At 36.1% G+C, this 25576-nt stretch carries 19 protein-coding genes and 1 riboswitch; of the genes, 16 read left to right on the top strand and 3 right to left on the bottom strand.

Going from position 1 to position 25576, the window contains the following annotated elements:
• The first annotated feature begins 39 nt into the window (after positions 1-39).
• Positions 40-720, top strand: coding sequence for a LytR/AlgR family response regulator transcription factor (locus MR053_RS00995; RefSeq protein WP_242130660.1), 681 nt, complete (start codon positions 40-42; stop codon positions 718-720).
• On the opposite strand, the gene MR053_RS00990 is transcribed toward MR053_RS00995, so the two are convergent.
• Positions 704-3337: an ATP-binding protein gene (locus MR053_RS00990; RefSeq protein ID WP_242130659.1), complete on the bottom strand. Its 2634-nt coding sequence runs from the start codon at positions 3335-3337 to the stop codon at positions 704-706. The genes MR053_RS00995 and MR053_RS00990 overlap by 17 nt on opposite strands.
• Before the next feature lie 469 nt (positions 3338-3806).
• On the opposite strand from MR053_RS00990, the gene MR053_RS00985 reads away from it, so the two are divergent.
• The 12 genes from MR053_RS00985 to MR053_RS00930 all read left to right on the top strand — a co-directional run bounded on the left by MR053_RS00985 (position 3807) and on the right by MR053_RS00930 (position 16352).
• The gene (locus MR053_RS00985) at positions 3807-4424 is read left to right on the top strand and encodes a GNAT family N-acetyltransferase (protein ID WP_242130658.1); all 618 of its coding nucleotides are present in this window, start codon (positions 3807-3809) and stop codon (positions 4422-4424) included.
• Between the two features lie 4 nt (positions 4425-4428).
• Positions 4429-5607: an argininosuccinate synthase gene (locus MR053_RS00980; protein ID WP_242130657.1), complete on the top strand. Its 1179-nt coding sequence runs from the start codon at positions 4429-4431 to the stop codon at positions 5605-5607.
• Between the two features lie 51 nt (positions 5608-5658).
• Positions 5659-6642 carry an N-acetyl-gamma-glutamyl-phosphate reductase gene (argC, locus tag MR053_RS00975; RefSeq protein ID WP_242130656.1) on the top strand — a complete coding sequence of 328 codons (984 nt, stop codon included), beginning with the start codon at positions 5659-5661 and terminating at the stop codon, positions 6640-6642.
• 51 nt (positions 6643-6693) lie between these two features.
• Positions 6694-7488, top strand: coding sequence for a pyrroline-5-carboxylate reductase (proC, locus tag MR053_RS00970; RefSeq protein ID WP_242130655.1), 795 nt, complete (start codon positions 6694-6696; stop codon positions 7486-7488).
• 1 nt (position 7489) lies between these two features.
• Positions 7490-8626 carry an aspartate aminotransferase family protein gene (locus tag MR053_RS00965; protein WP_242130654.1) on the top strand — a complete coding sequence of 379 codons (1137 nt, stop codon included), beginning with the start codon at positions 7490-7492 and terminating at the stop codon, positions 8624-8626.
• A gap of 49 nt (positions 8627-8675) precedes the next feature.
• Positions 8676-9872, top strand: coding sequence for a glutamate-5-semialdehyde dehydrogenase (locus MR053_RS00960; RefSeq protein WP_242130653.1), 1197 nt, complete (start codon positions 8676-8678; stop codon positions 9870-9872).
• Between the two features lies 1 nt (position 9873).
• Positions 9874-10638 carry a glutamate 5-kinase gene (gene proB / locus MR053_RS00955; RefSeq protein ID WP_242130652.1) on the top strand — a complete coding sequence of 255 codons (765 nt, stop codon included), beginning with the start codon at positions 9874-9876 and terminating at the stop codon, positions 10636-10638.
• A gap of 11 nt (positions 10639-10649) precedes the next feature.
• Entirely contained in the window at positions 10650-11591 is a 942-nt protein-coding gene (locus tag MR053_RS00950) for an N-acetylornithine carbamoyltransferase (RefSeq protein ID WP_242130651.1), read from the top strand.
• A 93-nt stretch (positions 11592-11684) separates the two neighbouring features.
• The gene (argB, locus tag MR053_RS00945) at positions 11685-12461 is read left to right on the top strand and encodes an acetylglutamate kinase (RefSeq protein WP_242130650.1); all 777 of its coding nucleotides are present in this window, start codon (positions 11685-11687) and stop codon (positions 12459-12461) included.
• A gap of 1 nt (position 12462) precedes the next feature.
• The gene (locus MR053_RS00940; RefSeq protein ID WP_242130649.1) at positions 12463-13530 is read left to right on the top strand and encodes a M20 family metallo-hydrolase; all 1068 of its coding nucleotides are present in this window, start codon (positions 12463-12465) and stop codon (positions 13528-13530) included.
• Positions 13531-13596: 66 nt separating this feature from the next.
• On the top strand, positions 13597-14871 hold the full coding sequence (gene argH / locus MR053_RS00935; protein ID WP_242130648.1) for an argininosuccinate lyase: 1275 nt from the start codon (positions 13597-13599) through the stop codon (positions 14869-14871).
• Positions 14872-14987: 116 nt separating this feature from the next.
• Positions 14988-16352: a TrpB-like pyridoxal phosphate-dependent enzyme gene (locus MR053_RS00930; protein ID WP_242130647.1), complete on the top strand. Its 1365-nt coding sequence runs from the start codon at positions 14988-14990 to the stop codon at positions 16350-16352.
• Between the two features lie 167 nt (positions 16353-16519).
• Here MR053_RS00930 and leuB read toward each other — a convergent pair whose 3' ends face one another.
• Both leuB and MR053_RS00920 read right to left on the bottom strand, forming a co-directional pair.
• Complete coding sequence (gene leuB, locus MR053_RS00925; protein ID WP_242130646.1) at positions 16520-17638, bottom strand: 3-isopropylmalate dehydrogenase; 1119 nt, start codon at positions 17636-17638, stop codon at positions 16520-16522.
• A 10-nt stretch (positions 17639-17648) separates the two neighbouring features.
• Positions 17649-18824 carry a 2-isopropylmalate synthase gene (locus MR053_RS00920; RefSeq protein WP_242130645.1) on the bottom strand — a complete coding sequence of 392 codons (1176 nt, stop codon included), beginning with the start codon at positions 18822-18824 and terminating at the stop codon, positions 17649-17651.
• 148 nt (positions 18825-18972) lie between these two features.
• Here MR053_RS00920 and MR053_RS00915 point away from each other — a divergent pair, with 148 nt between their 5' ends.
• The 3 genes from MR053_RS00915 to thrA all read left to right on the top strand — a co-directional run bounded on the left by MR053_RS00915 (position 18973) and on the right by thrA (position 25553).
• Entirely contained in the window at positions 18973-20523 is a 1551-nt protein-coding gene (locus MR053_RS00915) for a hypothetical protein (protein ID WP_242130644.1), read from the top strand.
• Between the two features lie 89 nt (positions 20524-20612).
• Positions 20613-20722: riboswitch (SAM riboswitch) on the top strand.
• A gap of 152 nt (positions 20723-20874) precedes the next feature.
• Positions 20875-22152, top strand: coding sequence for an O-acetylhomoserine aminocarboxypropyltransferase/cysteine synthase family protein (locus MR053_RS00910; protein ID WP_242130643.1), 1278 nt, complete (start codon positions 20875-20877; stop codon positions 22150-22152).
• On the top strand, positions 22152-25553 hold the full coding sequence (thrA, locus tag MR053_RS00905; RefSeq protein WP_242130642.1) for a bifunctional aspartate kinase/homoserine dehydrogenase I: 3402 nt from the start codon (positions 22152-22154) through the stop codon (positions 25551-25553). Before MR053_RS00910 ends, thrA begins: the two co-directional genes overlap by 1 nt.
• The last annotated feature ends 23 nt before the right edge of the window (positions 25554-25576 follow it).

The following is a 25576-nucleotide window of genomic DNA, read 5'->3' as shown; positions in this document are numbered from 1 at the left end:
TAGTTTTATATTTTTAGTAAACTATAAAATTTTAAACAGATGAAATGTCTTATTGTAGATGACGACCCATTGATGTGTGATTTGCTTGAACATTTCTGTAGTAAGATTGATGGTATTACCAGTGTAGTAACAACAATTTCTGGCTTTGAATCGATTAACCTAATTAATAGTTCGCCATTTGATATTATCCTACTGGATTATAACCTTCCCGATATTACGGGTGAGGATATTTTGAAAATAACGTCTCCAAATACGGCTGTTATTATGATAACATCAAACAAAAATTTTGCACCAAAATCTTATGACTATGATCAGATAGTAGATTTTTTAGTTAAGCCTATTAATTTTCCGCGCTTTTTTAAAGCGTTTCAAAAAGCACAAACATTCCATTCTAAATATCAAAATAATGAACCGAGATTGTTCATTAAAGATGGCAATAAGTTAGTGAAGATAAATTTAGAGGAGGTTTGTTATTTTAAGTCCGAAGCTAATTATATTTCTGTAGTTATGGCAAAGAAAAAGATATTAACTTTAATGGCCTTAAAGGATCTAGAAGTTAAATTGCCCAATTTTTTTCAGCGTGTTCATCGCTCTTATATAGTTAATCTAAATAAAATAAGTGCAATTGGTAATAATGCTCTAGAAATAGGAAAGGACCATATCCCGCTCAGTCAGAGTTATGAAAAAATATTGTACCAGAAAATCAATCTTTTGAATTAATTCTTTTTTCTACCCTAAAACAACACAGGTAATAGGCAAAAACATTTATAATGGCTGATAATCCTTTTAAATTAAGGGCTTCAACTTTTTCTGGCAAAAGTGTTAAAAGTGAATTTAGTTCTAAATTATTTATATGGGTGATTAATTTATGTAAAATGGCATTCCATTCATTTTGATCTTTACGTTTTATTGCTTTTTCTATACGGGTTTTATAAGTTTCAAATTCATCAATAAGTATGTTAAGTACCTTTACTATTTTTTCTGGATTGTTGTCGTAGTTATTATATAGGTTTGAAAAATTAGGTGCAGAGAATTCATTTGATCCCAAAGTTTTAAAAGTATAATCCTTTAACTCGTTTATGCTAAATGGCTTTTGGAAATAAATGGAGGTAATGGATTGCATGATTTTTGGTTCGGTTGCGGAAACCAATACCAGTGGACAGCTTATTGTTTTTGATTTTAACAATTGTTTCAAGGGTTTTTTTAAATCTAAATGATTTAATAATAGGTCGCTAAAAATAAGGTTGGGTTTATGTTTTTCTATATAACTTAAAGCGTCATTTAATTTACTTACTTGTTTTAATTTGATAGAAGTGTCCAAAAAAAGATGTTTTACAAGCTCTAGGGTAGGTGTATCATCTTCAATATGAAGTATTTTGTACCTCTGTTTTAATTCGGGAAAATCTTGAGCTTTTATTGAATTACCATGATCAGCCTTGACCTCTTTAACAGGTACTGTTGGAATTGTGATACAAAATGTTGAACCACCACCTTTTTTTGAATTTACATTTAGTTGCCCTCCAAACAATGAGGCTAATAGTTTTACTATGGATAGACCAAGACCATAGCTCCCATATCTTCCAGAAAGTTCTTTTTGTTCTTGAAAATAGCGGTTGTTTATTTTATTAATGTTTTCTGGAAGGATACCAACTCCTGAATCAACCACTTTTATTTCTAATTGTGTTGATCTGTGCTTTATCTGTGCTAGTAATTTAACTTCACCTTTGTCAGTAAATTTAAGGGCATTTACCACTAAATTTGTTACCATTTGAGACAATCTTAATGGGTCTGTTTTAAAATTACTTTTTTCAAGCCTATCATCTATTTCTAAGGTAAAGTCTAACCCTTTTCTTATGGCTTCGTATTGATAGCTAGAGTAAATGTCCTTTAATAAATGGGCTATATTTGTAGATTCATATTCAATATGTAACGTGCCTTCTATTAGCTTTTTATGGTCTAGAACATCATATACCAAGCCAGCTAAGTTAGTTGCACTCCTGTCTAAGGCATCAATAATTGGTGATTGGGAACTTGATGCTGCATTTTTTTTGAGTAACTGTGTGAGTCCTAATATGGCATTAAGAGGTGTACGCAATTCATGGCTCATATTTTGCAAAAACTCATCCCGTTGCTGTCTCGCTTGCATTTCTTTTTCAAGCGCTGCATTTAGCTTGTTAACATTCTGATCAATTTTGGTCTTCATTTTTTTGAACGTCCTAGCTAACACCCCTATCTCGTCATTTCTATTAGTAGGTAATGGTATGTCGCTTGCTGTTCCTTCATCATAGGTACTTATAGCCTTGGTTATTTGATTAATTTTTTTAGACATTATGCTCACAAAAAACCATGAAAGCAAAATACAGACAAAGCACACCAAAAGAAGTGTTTGTATACTGTTGTCCCTAACCTTATGCGCGCTTTGTAATAAAATATATTGTTTTACGGCAACCACTAAATAGAGGTTACGTTTACCATTAAAATAGCTTAAAGGCTTTATGTAGCCAAGTATATTAGTGCTTAAGTTTGTGACTTTCCCTGTGCTTAAATTATCCTGGTTAAGAGTAATGGTTGAATCTATTTTAAAATCCAAATTAAAATTATGTGTTTTAGCAGTTTGTGAGGCAAATAGTTTATCTTTTTCGGGCGCATACAAATATTCACCATCTTTGTTTATTAAGTAAAGTTGAGATTCTTCTTTAGATATTTTATCCAAGGTTTGATATAGTTTGCTTAAGTCCACATTAATTATAACAATACCGGCAACTTGGTTGGAGGCATTAAAAATAGGACTTGCGGCTCTTAATGTTGGAGTATAAGGTTTGCTTATTACACCATATTCTTCATTAAGGTTAATCTTCGAAAAATAGAGCTCTCCTTTTTTAATGTTGATGGCTTCTTTGAAATAATCCCGATCACCTTTTTCCTGTAGATTCATCGATTGCAATACTAAACCTTTCTTTTTGTCAAAACGAATAATTTCCTTTCCATTATTTTTTATCCCTATATAACGAACTTGAAAGTATGAAGCTTTGTTGCTAAGAGTGCTTTCGAATAACAGATTTACATCTTGAAGGGCCTTTATTGAGGATGTATTTACATAATTGTTTAATGAGGGATTTGAGGCTATAACGGCAATGTCATTGGAAACTTCATTTAACAATGCATAAAAAGCTTGTTCAGCCAACTCCGATTCATGAATTATGCGGGTCTTTGCGTATTCGGTAATAACTTTTGAAGATTTTTCGAAAACTAAATAACCTGACAATAAAATAGATAATATAATCAAGCCTGTGAAAAACAGTGCCAAGCGGATTACTATGGAATTTCGAAATTTCATAAAAATTAGCTAATATAAAACATTACCTAATAATGTAATTTTTAAAAAATCAAATAGTTACCTTGAAACATTCATTATTTTTCAATAAACAGACCTTTTTTATTGAAAATTTGTAATTCTCTTTAAAAGTAAATGATTTTTATTCATGGTATAGATTAAAATTAATAGTTTTACATTATGAAAAATTTAAAAAATAAAATACGTAGGTCTATACCCAGTTTGCCGGTGCCCCGTCGCCGCTGTTTCTAATACTTCAAATTAGTAAAACCAAACGTCATTTTAATTTTTTTCACATTGTCCAAAAACCCAATCATAACATTTCAAAGCACAGTTAATCCAATAATTAACCCTAATTCCATGCGCCATAATTTTCCTCGTCGCCCGTAAGGGTGTTTAATAGTTTATTGAACTAGGTGAGTCCAGTTCAGCAATAAAAAAGAATAATATTGAACTTAATACAGACAAGGAAATGAAGGTTGTAATAGCCGATAGATCACATATTAAATACGCTGAGATTATTAGCGAAACCATTGCAGAGTCTGCAGCGGTTAGAGGTACGGGTATAGCAAGACGTACCCCTGAATACATTGCTACAAAAATGGAAAATGGTAATGCCGTAATTGCGTTGGATGGCGATAAATTTGCAGGATTTTGTTATATAGAAAAGTGGGGTCATGGTAAGTTTGTGGCCAACTCAGGCTTAATTGTTCATCCCAATTATCGGGGAGGAGGTTTGGCTAAGCAGATAAAACATAAAATTTTCGCCCATTCTAGGGCAAAATTTCCAGAAGCCAAAGTGTTTAGTATTACTACTGGTTTAGCAGTTATGAAAATGAATAGCGATTTGGGGTATAAACCAGTACCATTTTCAGAGTTAACAGACGATCCTACTTTTTGGGACGGCTGCCAAACCTGTAAAAATTATGATGTGCTAACACGAACCAATAGAAAAATGTGTTTGTGTACGGGCATGTTGTATGATACTAAGTCTAAAGAAAATAGTAAACACAAATTAATAAAAGAAAAGGTTTTCAATAGGCTCAAGCATATTAAGGAAACCATGTTTTTAAAACGAGATAAAAAATAAGATCATGAAGAAATTAGTTATTGCTTATAGTGGCGGATTAGATACATCGTATTGTGCAGTAAGTTTGTCGAAAGAATTTGAAGTACATGCTGTAAGTGTTAATACAGGAGGATTTACCAAGAAAGAAATAGACTATATTGAAAACAATGCCTATAAAATGGGTGTTACAACTTATAAAAATATAGACGCGGTAACCACATTTTATCAAAAAGTGGTAAAGTATTTAATTTTTGGTAATGTATTAAAAAACAATACCTATCCATTGTCGGTTAGTGCAGAGCGTATTATTCAAGCTATTGAAATAATTGAATATGCTAAAAGTATTGATGCACAATATATCGCCCACGGTAGTACAGGAGCTGGGAATGATCAAGTGCGTTTCGATATGATTTTTCAAACATTGGCACCCAACGTAGAAATTATCACGCCAATCAGGGACAAAAAGTTAACAAGACAGGAAGAAATAGACTATCTAAAATCAAATGGTATTGATATGTTCTGGGAAAAAGCCAGATATTCCATTAATAAAGGATTATGGGGCACAAGTGTTGGAGGTTCTGAAACCTTAACTTCAGATAAACCATTACCTGAAGATGCTTATCCGTCACAAATAAAACATGCCGAAGAGGAAAAAGTGAAACTAACCTTTGAAAAGGGCGAATTGGTTTCTGTTAATGGTATTGAAAACGATCCTGAAGTTAATATTGAAATCTTAAACAATTTAGCTTCAGCCTATGCCATAGGGAGGGATATTCATGTGGGGGATACCATTGTGGGCATAAAAGGGCGTGTTGGTTTTGAGGCAGCCGCTGCTTTAATCACTATTAAAGCACACCATTTGTTGGAAAAGCATACCTTAACTAAGTGGCAGTTGCAGCATAAGGAATATATTGCAAGTTTCTATGGCATGCATTTACACGAAGGCCAGTATTTAGATCCCGTGATGCGAGATATGGAAGCCTTTTTAGAAAGTAGTCAAGATAAAGTGAGTGGTGATGTTACAGTGACCTTAAAGCCTTACCATTTTTCATTAGATGGTATTTCATCAAAACATGATTTAATGAGTGCTGAATTTGGAAGTTATGGTGAAGAAAATAAAGGTTGGACTGCTGATGAAGCTAAAGGATTTATTAAAATTCTTGGTAATCAAAACAAAATATATCAGCAGGTAAACTCAAATTAAAATGATAAGCATAAGTCATTTCGACAAGACTTATTGATAAAATAGATAAAAATGAAAAACATCAAAGTAGGCATTATAGGTGGCGCAGGGTATACAGCGGGAGAACTGATTAGGCTCTTAATCAATCATCCTAATGCTGAAATCGATTTTGTGTATAGCACCAGTAATGCAGGGAATAAAATAAGCAAAGTCCACCAAGATTTAGTGGGTAATTTGGACTTGGAATTTACCGATACCACCAACCCTAACGTCGATGTGTTGTTTTTGTGTTTGGGTCATGGGAATTCGGTTAAGTTTTTATCGGAGAACACATTTTCTGAAAATACTAAGATCATTGATTTAGGAAACGATTTCCGTCTGGAAAAAGACAAGTTTTTTAATGGCAATACTTTCGTTTATGGTTTGCCCGAATTGCAAAAGGAGGCCATAGAAGCAGCTAATTATGTAGCCAATCCAGGTTGTTTTGCAACAGCCATTCAATTGGGATTATTGCCTTTGGCAGCTAGTGGTTTTTTGAAGAATGATGTGCATATTAATGCGGTTACAGGGGCTACTGGAGCTGGAACTTCATTATCTGCAACATCGCATTTTCCGTATCGCGACAACAATTTTTCATATTACAAACCTTTTACGCACCAGCATTTAGGTGAGATTAATCAGTCTGTGAAGCAATTGCAAAAAAGTTTTTCATCAGACATTTTGTTTATGCCTAATCGAGGGAATTTCTCGAGAGGGATTTTTGCTACACTATATACCGATTTTGAAGGCACTGTCGAGGAGGCTATAGCTATATATAAAACCTTTTATAAAGATGCTGCATTTACTTTTGTTTCAGATGACGTATTACATTTAAAACAAGTAGTAAATACCAATAAATGCTTGATTCACTTGCATAAATACAATAATAAAATATTGATAACAAGCATTATAGATAATTTATTAAAGGGGGCTTCCGGGCAGGCTATTCAAAATATGAATTTAATGTTTGGCTTGGAAGAAACCACAGGCTTAAACCTAAAAGCAACCTATTTTTAAACGAATTGTCATTCCTGCGAAGGCAGGAATCTATATTAAAATAAAACAACCATGAAGATAGCTATTATAGGAACCGGAAATTTAGGAAGCTCTATTGCTAAAGGGCTTATTAAGAACAATAATTTTACATCGTTGTATTTAAGTGATAGGAACACCTCGCATGTTGATGTCTATAAAGACCTTGATAACGTAACGGTAACCAACGATAACCTTTTGGCAGTTAAAGAATCAGAAATGGTCATTTTTGCCTTGCAGCCTAAGCACATCAATGGTGTTTTGGAAAGTGTAGCTTCATCGATAACTTCTAACCATGTGGTGATTTCTGTAGCTGCAGGTGTAGATATTGCACGTATTGAAGGTATCGTGGGCGGTGATAAAAACATCATCCGCGTTATGCCAAATACGGCTATTTCTATAGGTAAATCTATGACCTGTATTTCGGCTAACAAAAAAGCACAGGATAAGGTGGCCATGGCACAGGAAATATTCAATCAGTTAGGTGTAACGATGGTGATTTCTGAGGATTTAGTGCAGGCAGCAACAGTTATATGTGCCAGTGGTATTGCCTTTTGGATGCGTTTGGTACGTGCCACTACACAAGGAGCTATCCAATTGGGATTTGAAGCTGAACAGGCACATGAATTGGCTATTCAAACCTGCTACGGTGCAGCAAGTTTGTTGATTGAGTCTGGCAAACACCCGGAACAGGAAATAGATCGTGTTACTACACCTAGCGGTTGTACAATAGAGGGCTTAAATGCTATGGAACATCAAGGGTTAAGTTCAGCTTTAATACAGGGGATTGTGGCTTCATTTGAAAAAATTAATCAAATTAAAAAAAATTAAAATGCCATTATTTGACGTTTATCCATTATATGATGTTACCCCTATTAAAGCCAAGGATATATTGGTTTACGATAACCAAGGTACAGAATATTTAGATTTATATGGGGGACATGCTGTGATTTCCATTGGACATTCGCATCCAACCTATGTGTCTAAAATTAGTGAGCAGCTAGAAAATCTAGGGTTTTATAGTAATTCCATTAAAAATCCTTTGCAAATGGCCTTGGCTGAAAAACTAGGGCAGCTATCAAGTTGTGAAGATTACCATTTGTTTTTGTGTAATAGTGGTGCCGAAGCCAACGAAAATGCCTTGAAATTAGCCTCTTTTAATACAGGAAAGAAAAAGGTGATTGCATTTAAGAATGGATTTCACGGACGAACATCAGCGGCAGTAGCGGTAACCGATAATCCAAAAATTATTGCGCCCATAAATGAGCAGCAAGAAGTTGTTTTTGTCGATTTAGGTGACGAGGAAGCTGTTGAAACTGCATTGCAGTCAGGCGATGTGTGTGCGGTAATTGTGGAGGGGATTCAAGGGATTGGCGGACTGGATGAAGCAACAACCGATTTTTACCAAAAGTTAAGTGCTTTATGCAAACAATACGGGGCTTTGTATATTGCCGATGAAATCCAGTGTGGTTATGGTCGCACGGGGGACTTTTTTGCATTTCAAAGGCACGGTATAACCCCCGATGTGATTTCTATGGCCAAGGGTATGGGTAATGGCTTTCCCATTGGAGGTATATTGATCCATCCCAACATTAAAGCATCTTTTGGATTGTTGGGGACCACCTTTGGAGGCAACCATTTGGCTTGTGCTGCGGCGTTGGCAGTTTTGGAGGTTATGGAAACCGAAAACCTGATGCAAAATGTTCGGGACGTATCGACTTATTTTGTTGAGAAAGCTAGTAGTATAACCCTAGTAAAACAAGTAAAAGGACGGGGTTTAATGTTAGGCTTGGAATTCGATTTTCCTATTGCCGAGCTTAGAAAACAGCTTATTTTCAAGCATCACATATTTACTGGAAGTGCTAAAGATCCTAATATTTTGCGTATTCTTCCACCGTTAACCCTTCAAAAGTCACATATCGATGCTTTTTTTGAAGCCTTACAAACGGTGTTAAAAAGTTTAACATAAATATTATAAAATTAAAGTCGACTATCGGCTAACATAAAAAATACATAAAATGAACACTTTACTATCTATCGAAAAAAGAAACGCCGTTTTATTGCGAATGGCTAAACTTTTAGAAGAAGAAAGGAAAGCGATTATTGATATTAACAAAACCGATTTAGATAACTATACAGGTGGCGATATTTCCATGTACGATCGTTTAAAGGTTGACGATGCCAAGGTAGGTGAAATGATAAATGCTGTAAGCCACTTGGCTTCACAGGACGATCCTGTGGGTGTGGAACGCTTTCGTTTTACGCACGACAATGGCATGCAAGTGTACAACAAAACAGCATCGTTTGGCACTATATTGATTATTTACGAATCACGTCCCGATGTTACTGTTGAGGCAGCAGGAATTGCATTTAAATCGGGGAATAAGATATTATTAAAAGGCGGAAAAGAGTCCTTAAAATCCAATTTAAAGATTGTAGAACTGTGGCATCAGGCTCTAAAGCATAATGGAGCTTCAACCGATTGGGTAGAATATTTGCAGTTCAATAGAGCTGAAACCCAGACCTTTTTGGAAAAACCAACTCAAAAAGTCGATTTAATCGTACCACGAGGAGGTGAACGATTAATTGCTTTTGTGAAGCAATACGCTTCATGTCCGGTAATCGTTAGTGGTCGTGGCAATAATTTTGTATATGTGCATCAGGAAGCTGATTTGGATATGGCCTTAAAGGTAATCGTGAATGCCAAAACGGCAAAAATTTCAGCCTGTAATGCCTTAGATAAAGTACTGATTGATGAAAATTTGCCAAATAAATCAGAGTTCATTCAAACCTTAATTTCAAAATTAAAAACATTTAATGTAGAGATATTGGGAGGTGAGAAGCTTTCAGAATATGAAGGAGTTGATTTGATACCTTCCAAAGACATTTGGTATGAAGAGTTTTTGGATTATAAAATTGTGATTGGGGAAATCGCTTCCAGCGAAGTGGCTATTGCCAAGATCAATAAATATTCTGGAGGTCATTCGGCATCAATCATCACCACCAATGAAGTAGAAGCTAAATTGTTTATGGAAAATGTAGATACCGCAGCCGTGTATCACAATGCCTCGACACGATTTACCGATGGTGGTCAGTTAGGACTGGGAGGTGAGTTGGCCATTAGTACAGATAAATTACACCAACGTGGTCCTATAGGCTTGCAACATTTGGTGACCAACAAGTGGTACGTTCACGGAAACGGACAAATACGATAACATGCAAAAAAAGAAACGTATATTACTAAAGATAGGTTCTAATACCCTAACTAAGGAGACCGATAATATTTCAAGAGGTAAGATTGAAGATATTGCCAACCAAATTGCAGAGTTGAAGGATACCTGTGAGTTTATTATTGTGAGTTCGGGTGCTATTGCAGTGGCTAAGCAGTTTGTGAAATTGGAAAGCAAGCAAGAGGATGTGTTTGTAAAACAGGCCTTAGCATCTATTGGTCAGCCACATTTGATTCGCATTTATCAGGAAATTTTTAGGGAGTATGGCTTGTTGACCTCACAGTGTTTGTTGTCCTATTCCGATTTTGAGAAAAAGAAGAGTAGAAGTAATATTGTGAATACCATTAATGTATTGGTCAACAATAATTACATTCCAATCATTAATGAAAACGATACGGTAGCCACCGATGAAATCAAGTTTGGCGATAATGATAAATTAGGGGCATTGACCGCTTCGCTTTTAGAGGTCGATTTGTTTATTATTGCGACCAATACCAATGGTATTTATACCAAGGAATCGATGGAAAAAGGGACACCTAAAACGATACAGGAGGTGGTCGATTTTAAAGCTTTGGAAAAGCAAGTGGTCAATTCTAAATCATCCCATGGCAGTGGTGGTATGCAATCTAAAATTGAAGCTGCGTCCTTGGCCAAAAAGGCAAATATAGAAACGTGGATTGTAAACGGTATGAAAGACAATTTCATTATTAATGCATTTGAAAATAAGATACCGTTTACCAAAATAAAGTAAAGCATAAAAGAATGAAACATTACACCTCTATACACGATATCGATAATATTAATTATTGGATTGAGGAAGCCAAGGCATTAAAAACAAATCCCTTAAAGCATATAACATTAGGGAAACACAAAACCTTGGGTTTGTTGTTTTTTAATTCCAGTTTGCGTACGCGGTTGAGTACCCAAAAAGCCGCTTTAAACTTAGGGATGGATCCTATTGTGATGAACGTATCAGGCGATGCTTGGGGTATTGAGTTTGGTGATGGTACGGTTATGAATGGCAACACTGCCGAACATATTAAAGAAGCTGCTGCTGTGGTGTCACAATACTGTGATATTATTGCAGTAAGGGCCTTTCCGACTTTAGCCGATAAGATTAAAGACGAAAGCGAAGAAGTGTTGAAATCGTTTGTAAAATATGCTTCTGTACCTATTGTGAATATGGAGAGTGCCACTGGCCACCCGTTACAGGGGTTGACCGATGCCATTACCATTTCAGAGCATGCCAAGACTGCTAGGCCTAAAGTGGTATTGAGTTGGGCGCCGCACATCAAGGCCTTGCCACATGCCGTGGCCAATAGCTTTACCCAAGTCATGCAAAGAATGGAGGTTGATTTTGTAATTGCAAACCCTGAAGGCTATAATTTAAACCCAGAAATAACTGGAGATACGCCAATTATCCATAATCAACATGAAGCGTTTAAGGATGCCGATTTTGTGTATGTAAAAAACTGGAGCAGTTATGATAATTATGGTAAGGTAATAAACACCGATTCCCGTTGGATGATTACCAAAGAAAAATTAGGTCAAGCCAAGTTTATGCACTGTTTACCGGTACGACGAAACGTTATTGTTGACGATGCCGTATTGGATAGTAATAGTTCGTTGGTGATTCAGCAGGCGAATAACAGAACTTACGCCGCACAGTTGGTGTTGAAAAAGTTGTTAGAGAACATTAAATAGATTTAACAGGTTGAACCTGTCACCTAGAGCGGAGTCGAGATGTTAGGCATAATTTATCTTTCGATTCTGGTCGGGGAGAGAAAAAGCAGGAAAATGAAAAAACTATCCATAGTAAAAATAGGAGGAAACATCATAGAAGATAAAGTGGCTTTAAAAGCATTTCTAAAACTGTTTGCCAATATGCAAGGCCATAAGATCTTGGTGCATGGTGGTGGTAAACGTGCCACACATATTGCTTCAAAATTAGGTATTGAATCCAAAATAATCCACGGCAGACGCATTACCGATGCCGAAACCCTTGAGGTTATTACCATGGTCTATGGAGGCTTGGTCAATAAAAACATTGTGGCCCAATTACAAGCTTTACATATTAATGCCATTGGCTTAACGGGGGCCGATGCCAATAGCATCCTTTCTGATAAGCGTCCTGTAAAAGAGGTCGATTTTGGTTTTGTAGGCGATGTGAAACAAGTTGCTCACGAATCAGTCAATAAGTTAATTGAAGCTGATTTTACTCCTGTATTTTGTGCCATTACCCATGATGGTAATGGACAATTACTGAACACCAATGCCGATACTATTGCTTCACAAATAGCGGTGGGCATGAGTAATATTTATGAAACTTCCATTTACTATTGCTTTGAGTTGGATGGTGTGTTAAGGGATATTAACGACAAAAGTTCCGTGATCAAACACATGGATGCGAAGTTGTATGCTGACTTGTTGGATCAAGGTATTATTGCCGACGGTATGCTGCCCAAGTTGGAAAATTGCTTCGATGCCTTGCATCATGGTGTAAAAACTATAAATATGGGCAATACAGCCATGTTGACCCAAGAAAATGATAATTTTACAAGAATAACATTATAGTATGACGTTGCAAGAATTAACAAGGGATGCTATTGCACTTTTGAAACAATTGATAGAAACCCCTTCATTTTCATCAGAAGAAGACCAAACGGCATCGTATATTGAAGCTTGGTTTAAGCGTTACAACATCGATTATAAACGTACCCAAAATAATGTATGGGCAACGAATAAACATTTCGATGCCAGTAAACCAAACTTGTTGTTAAATTCACATCATGATACGGTAAAACCAAATAGTGCCTATACTAAAGATCCGTTTAAAGCCATTGTAGAAGATGAAAAATTGTACGGACTGGGTAGTAATGATGCTGGAGGCTGCTTGGTGTCGCTTATAGCAACCTTTACTTATTTCTATAAGCTCAAGGACTTAAAATACAATTTGGTTATTGTCGCTTCAGCCGAAGAAGAAAGCAGTGGGCCTAACGGTTTGAACAGTATGTTGAAGGTGATTCCAAAAGTAGATGTCGCTATTGTAGGAGAGCCAACCTTAATGAATTTGGCCATTGCCGAAAAAGGCTTAGTCGTTTTCGATGCGGTCGTTATGGGAACCCCTAGCCATGCAGCGCATCCAAATGATGATAACGTCATTTATAAATCCATTGAAGTCTTAAAATGGTTTAAAGATTATAAATTTGAAAAAGGCTCAGAAGTTTTAGGTGACGTTAAATTGACCGTTAGCCAGATAAAAGCAGGAAAACAACACAATGCCGTTCCGGCCGATTTGGAATTGGTAATAGACGTTCGGGTGAATGATGCCTATACCAATGCAGAAATCGCTGAAATTTTAAAAAAGGAAGCTCCTTGCAACAGCATCACACCTCGTAGTTTACGATTGAATTCATCCTCGATTCCTGTTGACCACGAATTGGTTATGGCTGGAATAGCTATGGGAATGACCACTTATGGATCGCCAACCTTATCGGATCAGGCGGTGTTGTCCTGCCCCAGTTTAAAATTAGGGCCAGGAGATAGTAAACGGTCGCATTCGGCAGACGAATTTATTTATATAAACGAAATAAAAGAAGGAATACAAATTTATGTAGAACTGTTAAAACGAGTGATTGCATAAACATTTGATTTGTTGATAGTGTAATCGTTCAAGCTTATCAACTCATAAACAAATAAACATTTTAAAATGAAACTCTGGGACAAAGGTATATCAATTGATAAGAAAATAGAACAATTCACTGTTGGTAATGATAGGGAAATAGACATCCATATAGCGAAATATGATGTGATAGCCTCTAAGGCTCATGCCAAAATGCTTCAAAAAATAGGGATTCTAAATACAATTGAATTGGAGCAATTGATGGATAGTTTAAAGGTTTTGGAAAACCAAATTGAAGTAGGAGAATTTGTCATTGATGAACAGTTTGAAGATGTTCATTCCAAGATAGAGTATGATTTAACAATAGCCGTTGGTGAAGTTGGTAAAAAAATCCATACAGCACGTTCAAGAAACGATCAGGTATTAGTGGCTTGCCATTTATACTATAAGGACAATCTCAAACAGGTTTATAATAAAACCCAAACCTTATTTAACACTTTACTTGATTTAGCCGAAACCCATAAAGATAAAGTGCTTCCTGGTTATACGCATTTGCAGGTTGCTATGCCATCATCCTTTGGTCTATGGTTTTCTGCCTATGCCGAATTGATGATAGACGATGTGTACTTATTAAATGCCGCCATTAAGACAGTGGATCAAAATCCGTTAGGATCGGCAGCAGGTTATGGTAGTTCTTTTCCTATCGATAGAGAATTCACGACTCAAGAAATGGGCTTTGAAACTTTAAAGTATAATGTGGTAGCTGCTCAAATGGGACGCGGTAAAAATGAACGTACTATATCAATAGCTTTGGGGAGCTTGAGCAATACTTTAGCTCGTTTTGCTATGGATGTGTGCCTCTACATGAGTCAGAATTTCGGATTTATTTCTTTTCCGGATGAATTGACAACGGGTAGTAGCATTATGCCCCATAAAAAGAATCCTGATGTATTTGAACTCATTCGTGGGAAATGCAATAAAATACAAGCCTTACAAACCGAAATGGTGTTGATTACCAATAACCTGCCAAGTGGCTATCATAGGGATTACCAGTTGTTAAAAGAAAACATGATTGGCGCTTTTGAAGAATTAAAGGACATTCTCGATATTTTTAATTTTTCAATCCAACAGGTTATTGTTAAGGATGTTGATGTTAATGACGATAAGTACAAGTACCTGTTTACGGTAGATAATATAAATACCTTAGTGGTAAAGGGTATGAGCTTTAGGGAGGCTTATCAAAAAATTGGTGGAGAGGTACAGAATGGGACTTACGTACCAGACACCTCGAAAAAACATACCCATGTTGGAAGTATCCACAATCTGTGTTTGGAGCAAATAAGGGCCAAGTTTCCAGTCTAACTTGACTATATGAAAAAATACCATTACTTTCGTTTGTCACACTAAGATATATACATTGTTTAGGTGTTATGTGTCGTTTTTTGTGATACCACACCATAAGTTTAAAACCAGAATAAATGAAACCAAGAAAAATTTTATTGACTGAAAAGGACATCCCTGAAAAATGGTATAATATCATTGCAGATATGCCAAATAAGCCATTGCCGCCTTTACATCCTGTAACTAAAGAGCCAATAGGCCCCGATGCTTTAGAGCCCTTGTTTCCAATGGAATTGATAAAGCAGGAAGTCACAACAGATAAGTGGGTTGATATTCCAGATGAGGTAAGGCACATTTATTCATTGTGGAGGCCAACGCCACTTTATAGAGCCTATGGACTTGAAAAGGCTTTGGATACGCCTGCAAAGATTTATTATAAATATGAGGGGGTAAGCCCATCAGGTTCACATAAACCAAATACCTCCGTACCCCAAGCATATTATAACAAGAAAGAAGGCATTAAAAGAATTACAACGGAAACTGGTGCAGGGCAGTGGGGAAGTGCATTGGCATTTGCATGTAACCATTTTAATATTGAATGTGAGGTCTTTATGGTAAAGCTATCCTATTTACAGAAACCTTATAGAAAGATAATGATGAATACTTGGGGGGCAAAGGTTTTTCCGTCTCCTTCTGAGATAACCCAAGCAGGAAAAAAAGTTTTAGCTGAAGACCCCAATACAACAGGTTCTTTGGGAATTGCCATTTCAGAAGCTGTTGAAAGGGCAGCGACAAGGGACGATACAAAATATGCTTTGGGTAGTGTGTTAAACCATGTTAAATTACACCAAACCATAATAGGGCAGGAAGCCGTGGCACAAATGGAAATTGCCGGAGATATGCCAGATATAGTTATTGCCCCATTTGGGGGTGGTTCCAATTTTGCAGGGCTTGCTTTTCCTTTCCTTAGGTTAAATTTTGATGAAGGGAGAAATATTCGCTGTATTGCAAGTGAACCTTCCTCTTGTCCTAAATTAACTAGAGGGGTCTTTAGGTACGATTTTGGAGATACTATAGGAATGACACCTCTGTTACCTATGTATACCTTGGGACATAATTTTGTTCCAGCACCAATTCATGCAGGAGGATTAAGGTACCATGGAGCTGGAGTAATTGTAAGTCAATTATTAAAAGATAAGTTGATCGAAGCAGTTGCACATGACAATATTGAGGTTTTTAAAGCTGGTGTTACTTTTGCAAAGGCTGAAGGTATTATTCCAGCTCCTGAAGCCACTCATGGTATAGCAACTGCAATAGCAGAAGCCGAAAAGTGTAAGCATGAAGGAGTTTCAAGAACAATATTGTTTAACTTATGCGGTCACGGTAATTTTGATATGAAGGCTTATGATGATTATTTTTCAGGTAATATTGTAAAACATGAATTAAGTGAAGTGGATATTCATCAATCACTTGCAAAATTAGATACACCTGAAATACTTTAATGAAATTTTTCAATTAAAATTATTCCATTTACATAAGTTATAGATCGCTTAAATTTTGCCTTTGAAATTTAAACGATCTCTTTTTTGTTTCTAAAAAAAAAAAGCGCACCTTATGATGCGCTACAAAAATCCCATTTTTTTAATTTTTGGTGACTAACTCAAAATAATTAAATAATAGTGGATTGTCCTATATGGATGTTTGTAAAGTTTAAATTCGTTTCGTTAGGGTTGCTAATGAAATCTTCTATAAAATCGCCTACCTTAGTAGTTGTTATGTGGTCGTATTTGGTGTTTAGATCGGGTGTGGTAATCTGTAATTGTAACGATTTGTTTACCGCTGTCCTTACTAGTGCTGCTTCTTCATCCAGTCCAAAATGATCCAATAACATAGCTGCCGACAAAATAGAGGCAATAGGGTTGGCAATACCCTTATTGGCTGCCTTAGTGTAAGCTCCATGTATGGGTTCGAACATCACATATTTATCACCTTTTGATGCCGACGCCAATAAACCAATTGATCCTACAATAACACTAGCTTCTTCCGATAGGATGTCACCAAACATGTTTTCAGTTAAAATAACATCAAACTGTTTAGGGTTGATAATAAGCTCCATGGCCGCATTATCAATGTAAATGCAATTCAACTCCACATCTGGATATTGGATTGCTAATTCTAAAACTACCTTACGCCAAAGCTTGGAGCTGGCAAGTACATTGGCTTTGTCAACCAAGGTAAGTTTTCGTTTTCTAGATAGTGCTGCTTTAAAGGCTTTGTGTGCTATACGTTCAATTTCAAAGCGAGTATAATGACAAACATCCCAAGCGGCATTGCCATCTTCGTTAAAGTTCTTGTCTCCAAAATAAATACCACCAGTAAGCTCTCGATAAATTAAAATATTAGTACCTTTTATTTGTTTCATTCGAAGTGACGATTTGTGCAATAAATCGTTGTAGGCAATTACGGGCCTAATATTTGAATAAAGATCGAACGTTTTTCTAAGACCCAAAAGCCCTTGTTCGGGGCGTATAGTAGATGAGGTATCGTTATTATATTTAGTATGGCCGATGGCTCCAAATAAAATAGCATCTGCGTTTTCGCAAATGCTAATGGTTTCTTCGGGTAACGGACTCCCCATTTTATCTATGGCGCAAGCGCCCACCAATGCTTTTTCAAAAGTAAAGACATGATTAAATTCCATAGCTATGGCCTTCAAGACCTTTACGGCTTGCGCAGTAACTTCTGGACCAATGCCGTCGCCCGGTAAAACAGCTATGTTTAGTTTCATTTGCCTTTAGTTAAGCAGAAGTAATTTCTTTATAAACTTTGCTGTTTTCAATAATTTGATGGATATCGTCATCGTCTACCTCTTTCTTTTTATCTGCAAAATTTAGGAAATCCATGTAAATTTCATCCAATTGTAATTTGGTCAATTCGTAACCAATATTTTTTGCCCTATAAGCCAATGCCGCCCTACCGCTTCGTGCTGTTAGCACAATAGCAGATTCAGTGACACCAACGTCTTTAGGGTCTATGATTTCATAAGTTTCACGATTTTTAATCACACCGTCCTGATGGATTCCAGAACTATGGGCAAAAGCATTTGCTCCAACAATAGCTTTATTAGGTTGTGTATAAATACCCATGCTGTCTGATACCAACTGACTAATGCCATAAAGCATTTGGGTTTCAATTCCCGTATCTAGATTTAAATAGGGATGTTGTTTTAATATCATGACCACTTCTTCTAAAGCGGTATTTCCAGCACGTTCACCAATACCATTAATAGTACATTCAATTTGTCGTGCCCCATTAATTACACCCTCAATAGAATTGGCTGTTGCCAATCCAAGATCGTTGTGGCAATGGCAGGATAAAATAGCTTTATCAATACCTTTCACATTTTCCTTGAGATATTTAATTTTTGCACCATACTCATGGGGTAAGCAATACCCAGTTGTATCTGGTATATTTAAAACCGTCGCTCCGGCTTTAATCACTTCTTCACAAACCCTAGCCAAATAATCGTTGTCTGTTCTACCGGCATCCTCTGCATAAAATTCAACATCTTCAACAAACGATTTGGCATAGCTTACCGCTTTTACGGCACGCTCTATGATCGTTTCACGATTAGACTTAAATTTATGTTGAATATGTGAATCGGAAGTGCCAATGCCAGTATGAATTCTAGCCTTTTTGGCATGTTTTAAAGCTTCGGCTGCAACTTTTATATCATTTTCAACCGAGCGAGTTAAACCACAAACAGTAGCGTTTTTTACAATTTTAGAAATGGCTTCAACCGATTTAAAGTCACCAGGACTTGATACCGGAAAACCAGCTTCTATAATATCTACCCCCAAGTTATCCAGTTGTTCGGCTATAACTAATTTTTGTTCAGTATTTAATTTGCAACCAGGAACTTGTTCACCATCTCTTAACGTTGTATCAAAAATTTGGACTCTATTATTAGACATTTATTCAAATATATTTTCTTATTGTAGTACGAATGTATATTTTGGTTTCGTAAAAACAGAATTCAACGTCTCGTTATTACGATGTTTAAATCAATAACGATGTATTTAAAAAACTGTAAATCAATTATTTAATATTGTTTTTGCAACTATGACAAGAGAGCAAAAAGATAATTTGTTTGTATTAGTAAAGTCGTTGTCTAAGTCTGAAAAAAGACAATTTAAGCTTTATGTGGGTAGATTGGGGGTAAATGAAGATTCAAAATTTTTAACCCTTTTCAATATCTTAGATAAACTTTCTGTGTATGATGAATCGGTAATTCTTAAAAAAGGTATAGTTAAGAAGCAACAGTTATCAAATTTAAAGGCTCACCTTTATAAACAAATATTGATAAGTCTTAGATTGAACCCCTCACATCAAAACATTCGAATTCAAATTAGGGAACAACTCGATTTTGCGACCATATTATACCATAAGGGCCTATACAAGCAAAGTTTAAAAATACTTGACAAAGCAAAAACTATGGCCATAGCTCATGAAGAAAAAAATGTAGCCTACGAAATTGTGGAACTGGAAAAGGTTATAGAGTCTCAATACATTACCCGAAGTATTAGCAATCGTGCCGATGAGTTGACCATACAGGCCAAGGAACTCAGTCTGCAAAATGTTTTAGCAAGTAAACTGTCTAATCTGTCGTTGCAGTTATATGGCATATTTTTAAAAACAGGGTATGTAAAGAATGATAAAGAACAACAAGTTATAACCAAGTACTTTAATAACCGATTGCCCAAATATGATATCAATGAGTTAGGATTTCGTGAAAAATTATGGCTTTACAAATCCTATTTATGGTACAGTTTTTTAACTGTCGATTTTTTGTCTTGTTATAAATACGCCTCTAAATGGGTGGATCTATTCTATGAAAACAAGGATATGATTGTTCTTAATCCTGTATTTTTTTTAAGGGGCAATCATTATTTATTGGAAGCCTTGTTCTACTTGAGGCAATATGAAAAGTTTAAAAATACATTAACACAATTAGAAGCGGTAACTAAGGAAAAATGGTTTCCGCTAGATGATAATAATGAAGGCCTAGCCTTTTTGTATGTTTACAACAACAAATTTAATTTACATTTCATAGAAGGTAGTTTTGAGGAAGGTTTACCACTTATTGAAGAGGTTTTAAAAGAGCTTCAAAACTACAGGGATAGAATAGATGAGCATCATATTATGGTATTCTATTACAAAATAGCGAGTATGTATTTTGGAGCGGGTGATACTAAAAAATGTATTTTGTTTTTAGACAAAATCATAAGTAACAAATCGTTGCAAATGCGTGAGGATTTACTGTGTTTTTCTCGAATTTTAAATTTGGTGGCACATTATGAGGCGGGCTTGGACTATAATTTAGATGTATTGATACGTAGTACTTATAAGTTTCTTATTAAGATGGAGGACCTGTATGAAGTACAGAAGGAAATCATTAAGTTCTTAAGAGGTTTAGGCGATATTTACCCACATGAGGTCAAAGGCGAATTTATCAAACTTCATAAAAAATTAAAGGTCTTTGAGAATGACCCTTATCAAAAGCGGCCTTTTTTATATTTGGACATCATTTCCTGGTTGGAATCTAAAATAAACAATCAGCCCATTGCAGATGTGATTCACAACAAATTTTTAAAGAACCAAGAGAAAAAGTAATTTTTTCATGAATTTCTTTATGAAAAATTTGGATATTAAATTATTCTAACTGAATATTTGCATTCACAAAGTTCAAAAAACTTATTGAAATGTTATCAAGAAAGGTGGAGGGATTAGACCCTATGAAACCTTAGCAACCCTTTAATTCTATTAAAGAAGGTGCTAAATTCTACCCTGTCCCTAACGTTGCACTTAGCTTAGTATAAGTGTTGTTTTGGGTCCAGCGGGATAGATAACCATCAAAATTACTTCCGGTAATTATTGTAATTTCTTTTTAACATTTTTCTATGAAGTACACCTTATAGGTGCATTTGACTTTTTAATTAATTATTAATAAAAAAAATTAGAAAAATGAGTACACACAGTCTAACAACAAACGCATTACATGCAGGACATGATGTAACCCAGCATGCTGGCACTAGAGCAATCCCAATTTACCAAACAACATCTTATGTATTTAGGGATTCTGAACATGCTGCCAATTTATTTTCACTTAAGGAATTAGGTTTTATTTATACCCGTTTAAATAATCCAACTAACCAAATTTTACAAGAGCGACTTGCTGCTGTTGAGGGAGGGATTGGAGCAGTTGTTTTTGCATCTGGAACATCGGCTATTTCTACAGGGTTGTTAACTCTTTTACGAGCTGGAGATCATATTGTAGCTTCAAGTAGTTTGTATGGTGGAACGTATAACCTATTGAATGTCACCTTACCTAGATTGGGTATTACCACTACCTTTGTGGACGCTTCGAATCCCGAAAATTTTGCAAAAGCGGTACAGGACAATACCAGAGCATTTTTTGTAGAATCATTGGGAAACCCTAAATTAGATGTGTTGGATTTGGAAGCGATAGCTGAACACTCCAAAGCAGCAGGGGTGCCATTTATTGTAGACAATACGGTAGCAACACCAGTTTTGCTAAACCCAATAGAGCATGGAGCTAATATTGTTATTCATTCCTTAACCAAGTACATTGGCGGCCAAGGAACCTCTATAGGTGGTGCAATTATCGATGCTGGAACGTTCGACTGGTCTAATGGCAAATTTCCTGAATTTACTGAACCTTCAGCAGGGTATCATGGATTAAAATATTATGAGACATTGGGTGCAGCCTCGTATACCTTTAAACTTATTTTAGAAGGCTTACGTGATTTTGGAGGAGCTTTAAGCCCAACCAATGCCTTTAATATCCTTCAAGGATTAGAAACTCTGCCTGTTAGAATTAAACAGCATAGTGAAAATGCTTTGGTATTGGCAGAATGGTTGGAGGAGCAAGATGAAGTGGCTTGGGTGAATTATCCTGGTTTGGAAAGTAGTAAATATAAAGCTTTAGCCAACAAGTATTTACCTAAAGGGCAAAGTGGTATTATAACCTTTGGTGCCAAAAGAGGTTTTGATGCCGCTAAGACCATTGCAGATGAAACTAAATTGTTTTCTTTATTAGCGAATATAGGAGATACTAAATCACTAATTATTCATCCAGCAAGTACCACGCATCAACAGTTATCCGAAGTAGAACAGATATCAGCTGGTGTTTCAGCCGATTTAATAAGGCTATCAGTGGGTATTGAGGATGTAGAAGATTTAAAAGCGGATTTAAAGCAGGCTTTTGAAAAAATAAAATAGTGAATCAAGAATTGCAACATATCATTATTAATGACTTTATCACAGAAAGTAAAGTACACATTCCTGAAATAAAGTTAAGTTATCAGTTATTCGGACAAGTTTTAGGTGAGGCTCCTATAGTATTGGTTAATCATGCGCTTACTGGAAATAGTAATGTGGCAGGGGAAGATGGTTGGTGGAAAGACTTAATTGGTAACGATAAAGTGATCGATACCAAATTATATACGGTTTTAGCCTTTAACATTCCTGGGAATGGATATGATGGTTTTGTCATTGATAATTACAAGGATTTTGTGGCCCGCGACGTCGCCAGTCTCTTTTTAATAGGATTGGAACGACTCAATACGGGGAAACTTTTTGCCATAATAGGAGGATCCTTGGGAGGCGGTATTGCTTGGGAAATGGCGGTATTAAAGCCTAATTTTACTGAAAATTTGATTCCTGTGGCCACCGATTGGAAATCAACAGATTGGCTCATTGCAAATTGTCAGATTCAGGAGCAGTTTCTGTTGAATTCTAAAAATCCGGTACACGACGCTCGCATGCATGCCATGTTGTGTTATCGTACTCCAGAATCGTTTAAGGAACGTTTTCAACGGTCTAAAAATGAAGATTTGGAAATTTTTAATGTAGAGAGTTGGCTGTTGCACCATGGTAAAAAATTACAGGAACGCTTTCAGCTATCTGCTTATAAATTGATGAACCAGTTACTAAAAACCATTGATGTAACCAAAGACCGTAAAGCCGATTTTAACGTGTTGGAACTTATTGAAGCAAACATACATATTATTGGAGTAGATTCCGATTTGTTTTTTACGGCTGAAGAAAACAGGCAAACCCATAAACAACTGGCGGTAACACATGCAAATGTAACATATAATGAAATCCATTCAGTACATGGGCACGATGCTTTTTTGATGGAATATGAGCAATTGGAAAAAATTATAGAAGGCATATTTGTGCCAAATTCTAAAAAGAAAAGAATGAAAGTACTAAAGTTTGGAGGAAAGTCCTTGGCCAATGGCAAAGGGTTGGAGAAAGTCCTTTCCATTATCGAAAATAAAATTAAAGTAGGAGAGCGCATTACCGTTGTGGTCTCTGCGCGGGGCAATGCTACTGATGAACTCGAAACTATTTTAGATGAAGCCCTTAAAGGTGAAGATTACAAATCATCATTGGAAATCTTTAAAACGTATCAGATAGAACCGTTACCATCGATAAATTTTTCAGAGGAATTCTCCATTTTAGATAAGTTGTTCGAGGGGGTTAGTTTACTAAGGGATTACAGTAAAAAAACCAAAGATGAAATTTTGGCACAAGGGGAACTGTTGTCTGTTAAAATGATTTCAGCTTTGCTGAACCAACGAAATATTAAAGCCAAGGCAACAGACTCGAGACAGTTGATTAAAACGAATGATGTATTTGGTAATGCGCAACCCATTTCGCAACCTTCAAAGGACAACATCAAGCAGTATTTTAAACAAAACAATGGCGATACGATTAACATTGTAACAGGGTTTATAGCATCTAACTTGAAGAATGAAACGACCACCTTAGGAAGGAATGGTAGCAACTATACTGCGGCCTTGTTGGCCAATTATTTGGATGCTGAAGAATTACAAAACTACACCCATGTTAATGGTATTTATACGGCCAACCCCGATTTGGTTGAAGATGCTAGAAAAATTAAGGAACTGTCGTTTAGTGAAGCTAACGAGTTGGCTAATTTTGGAGCCAATGTATTGCATGCCAAGACCATTATTCCGTTAGTTGAAAAAAATATAAACCTACGCATATTAAATACCTTTAATGAAGACGACGAGGGTACTTTAATTACAGCTAAACCGAGTTCTAAGGAAGTAACGTCGTTATCGGTTTTAGACAATGTTGCCTTACTGAATTTGGAAGGTAGAGGGTTATTAGGAAAAAGTGGTGTGGATGCCCGTATTTTTGGAGCCTTGGCCAATAAGGATATTAGTGTAAGCATCATTTCACAAGGATCTTCAGAAAGAGGAATCGGTTTAATTATAGATGCCGATAAAGCTACTCAGGCTGTTATTGCCTTGGAACATGAGTTCGAAAAAGATTTCTATTCGCAGGATGTGAATAAGATAGATGTGGTAGATGATGTGTCGGTCATTTCTATTGTGGGAATAGAATTGAGTTCATTCCACAAACCATTCAACGCCCTGATTAAAAACCAAATCACACCTTTATTGTTTAATAATACTGTAACGGGCAAAAATGTGAGTTTGGTAGTGCGTAAGGGTCAGTTGCACAAAGCATTAAATGTAATTCATGGTGAGATTTTCGGTATTTCAAAAAAGGTAAATATTGCCATATTTGGCCATGGAGGTGTAGGAGGTGCCCTTATCAATCAGATATTAAAATCGAAAGGGGAGATTGAAAAACGTAAGGGTATCAACTTAAATGTGTTTGCTATTGCCAATTCTAAAAAGTTGTTGCTAAACAAGAATGGAGTCGGTGTTAATTGGAGTGAAAACATTCAATCTACGTCTCAAGAAAGTCGGGTTGAAGATGTTATCGCATTTGCAAAAGCACACCATTTAGAAAACTTGATTGCAGTAGATAATACAGCAAGTCCAGAGTTTCATAATAACTATACATCTTTTGTGGACGCTGGTTTTGATTTGGTATCGTCCAATAAAATAGCTAATACCATTTCTTATGGTTTTTACAATTATTTGCGAGTTCAATTAAAGAGCCATAACAAACAGTACTTGTACGAGACCACTGTTGGTGCTGGTTTACCATTAATTGACACTATTAAATTGTTGCACGAATCTGGGGAAAATATTACTAGAATACGAGGCGTGTTTTCAGGGACTTTGAGTTATCTTTTTAATAACTTTTCTGTAGAGGACAAACCTTTTAGTGTTATTGTTCAAGAGACGATCGATAAAGGATTTACAGAGCCGGACCCTCGCGAGGATTTTTCAGGAAACGATGTCGCTAGAAAACTATTGATTTTGGCCAGAGAATTGGATCTGCAAAACGAGTTTGAAGATGTTTCAGTGCAAAATTTAATTCCTGAAGTCTATCAAAATATTTCGGTAACGGAATTTTTAGGACAGTTGGATGTTTTGGATGATACATTTCAGAAGATAAAGAGCGCCCAAAAACCTGGGCATGTATTGCGTTATGTAGGTGATTTGTCAGGAGATTTGTCCCAGGATAAAGGTAATTTGGAAGTAAAATTAGTTTCTATTCCAGAAGATAGTACCTTAGGTCATGTAAAAGGAAGTGATGCTATTTTTGAAATATTTACCGAAAGTTATGGCGAGCAACCTATTGTTATCCAAGGAGCCGGAGCTGGGGCCGAAGTAACAGCACGAGGTGTTTTTGGTGATATTTTAAGGCTGTCCAAACATATCAATTAAAATTAATATCAGGTTGAGAGGAG

This window comes from Aestuariivivens marinum (assembly GCF_022662175.1).
GTDB lineage: Bacteria > Bacteroidota > Bacteroidia > Flavobacteriales > Flavobacteriaceae > Aestuariivivens > Aestuariivivens marinum.
The sequence above is the reverse complement of the archived record's forward strand: the minus strand, read 5'-3'. Positions and strand labels throughout refer to the sequence as shown.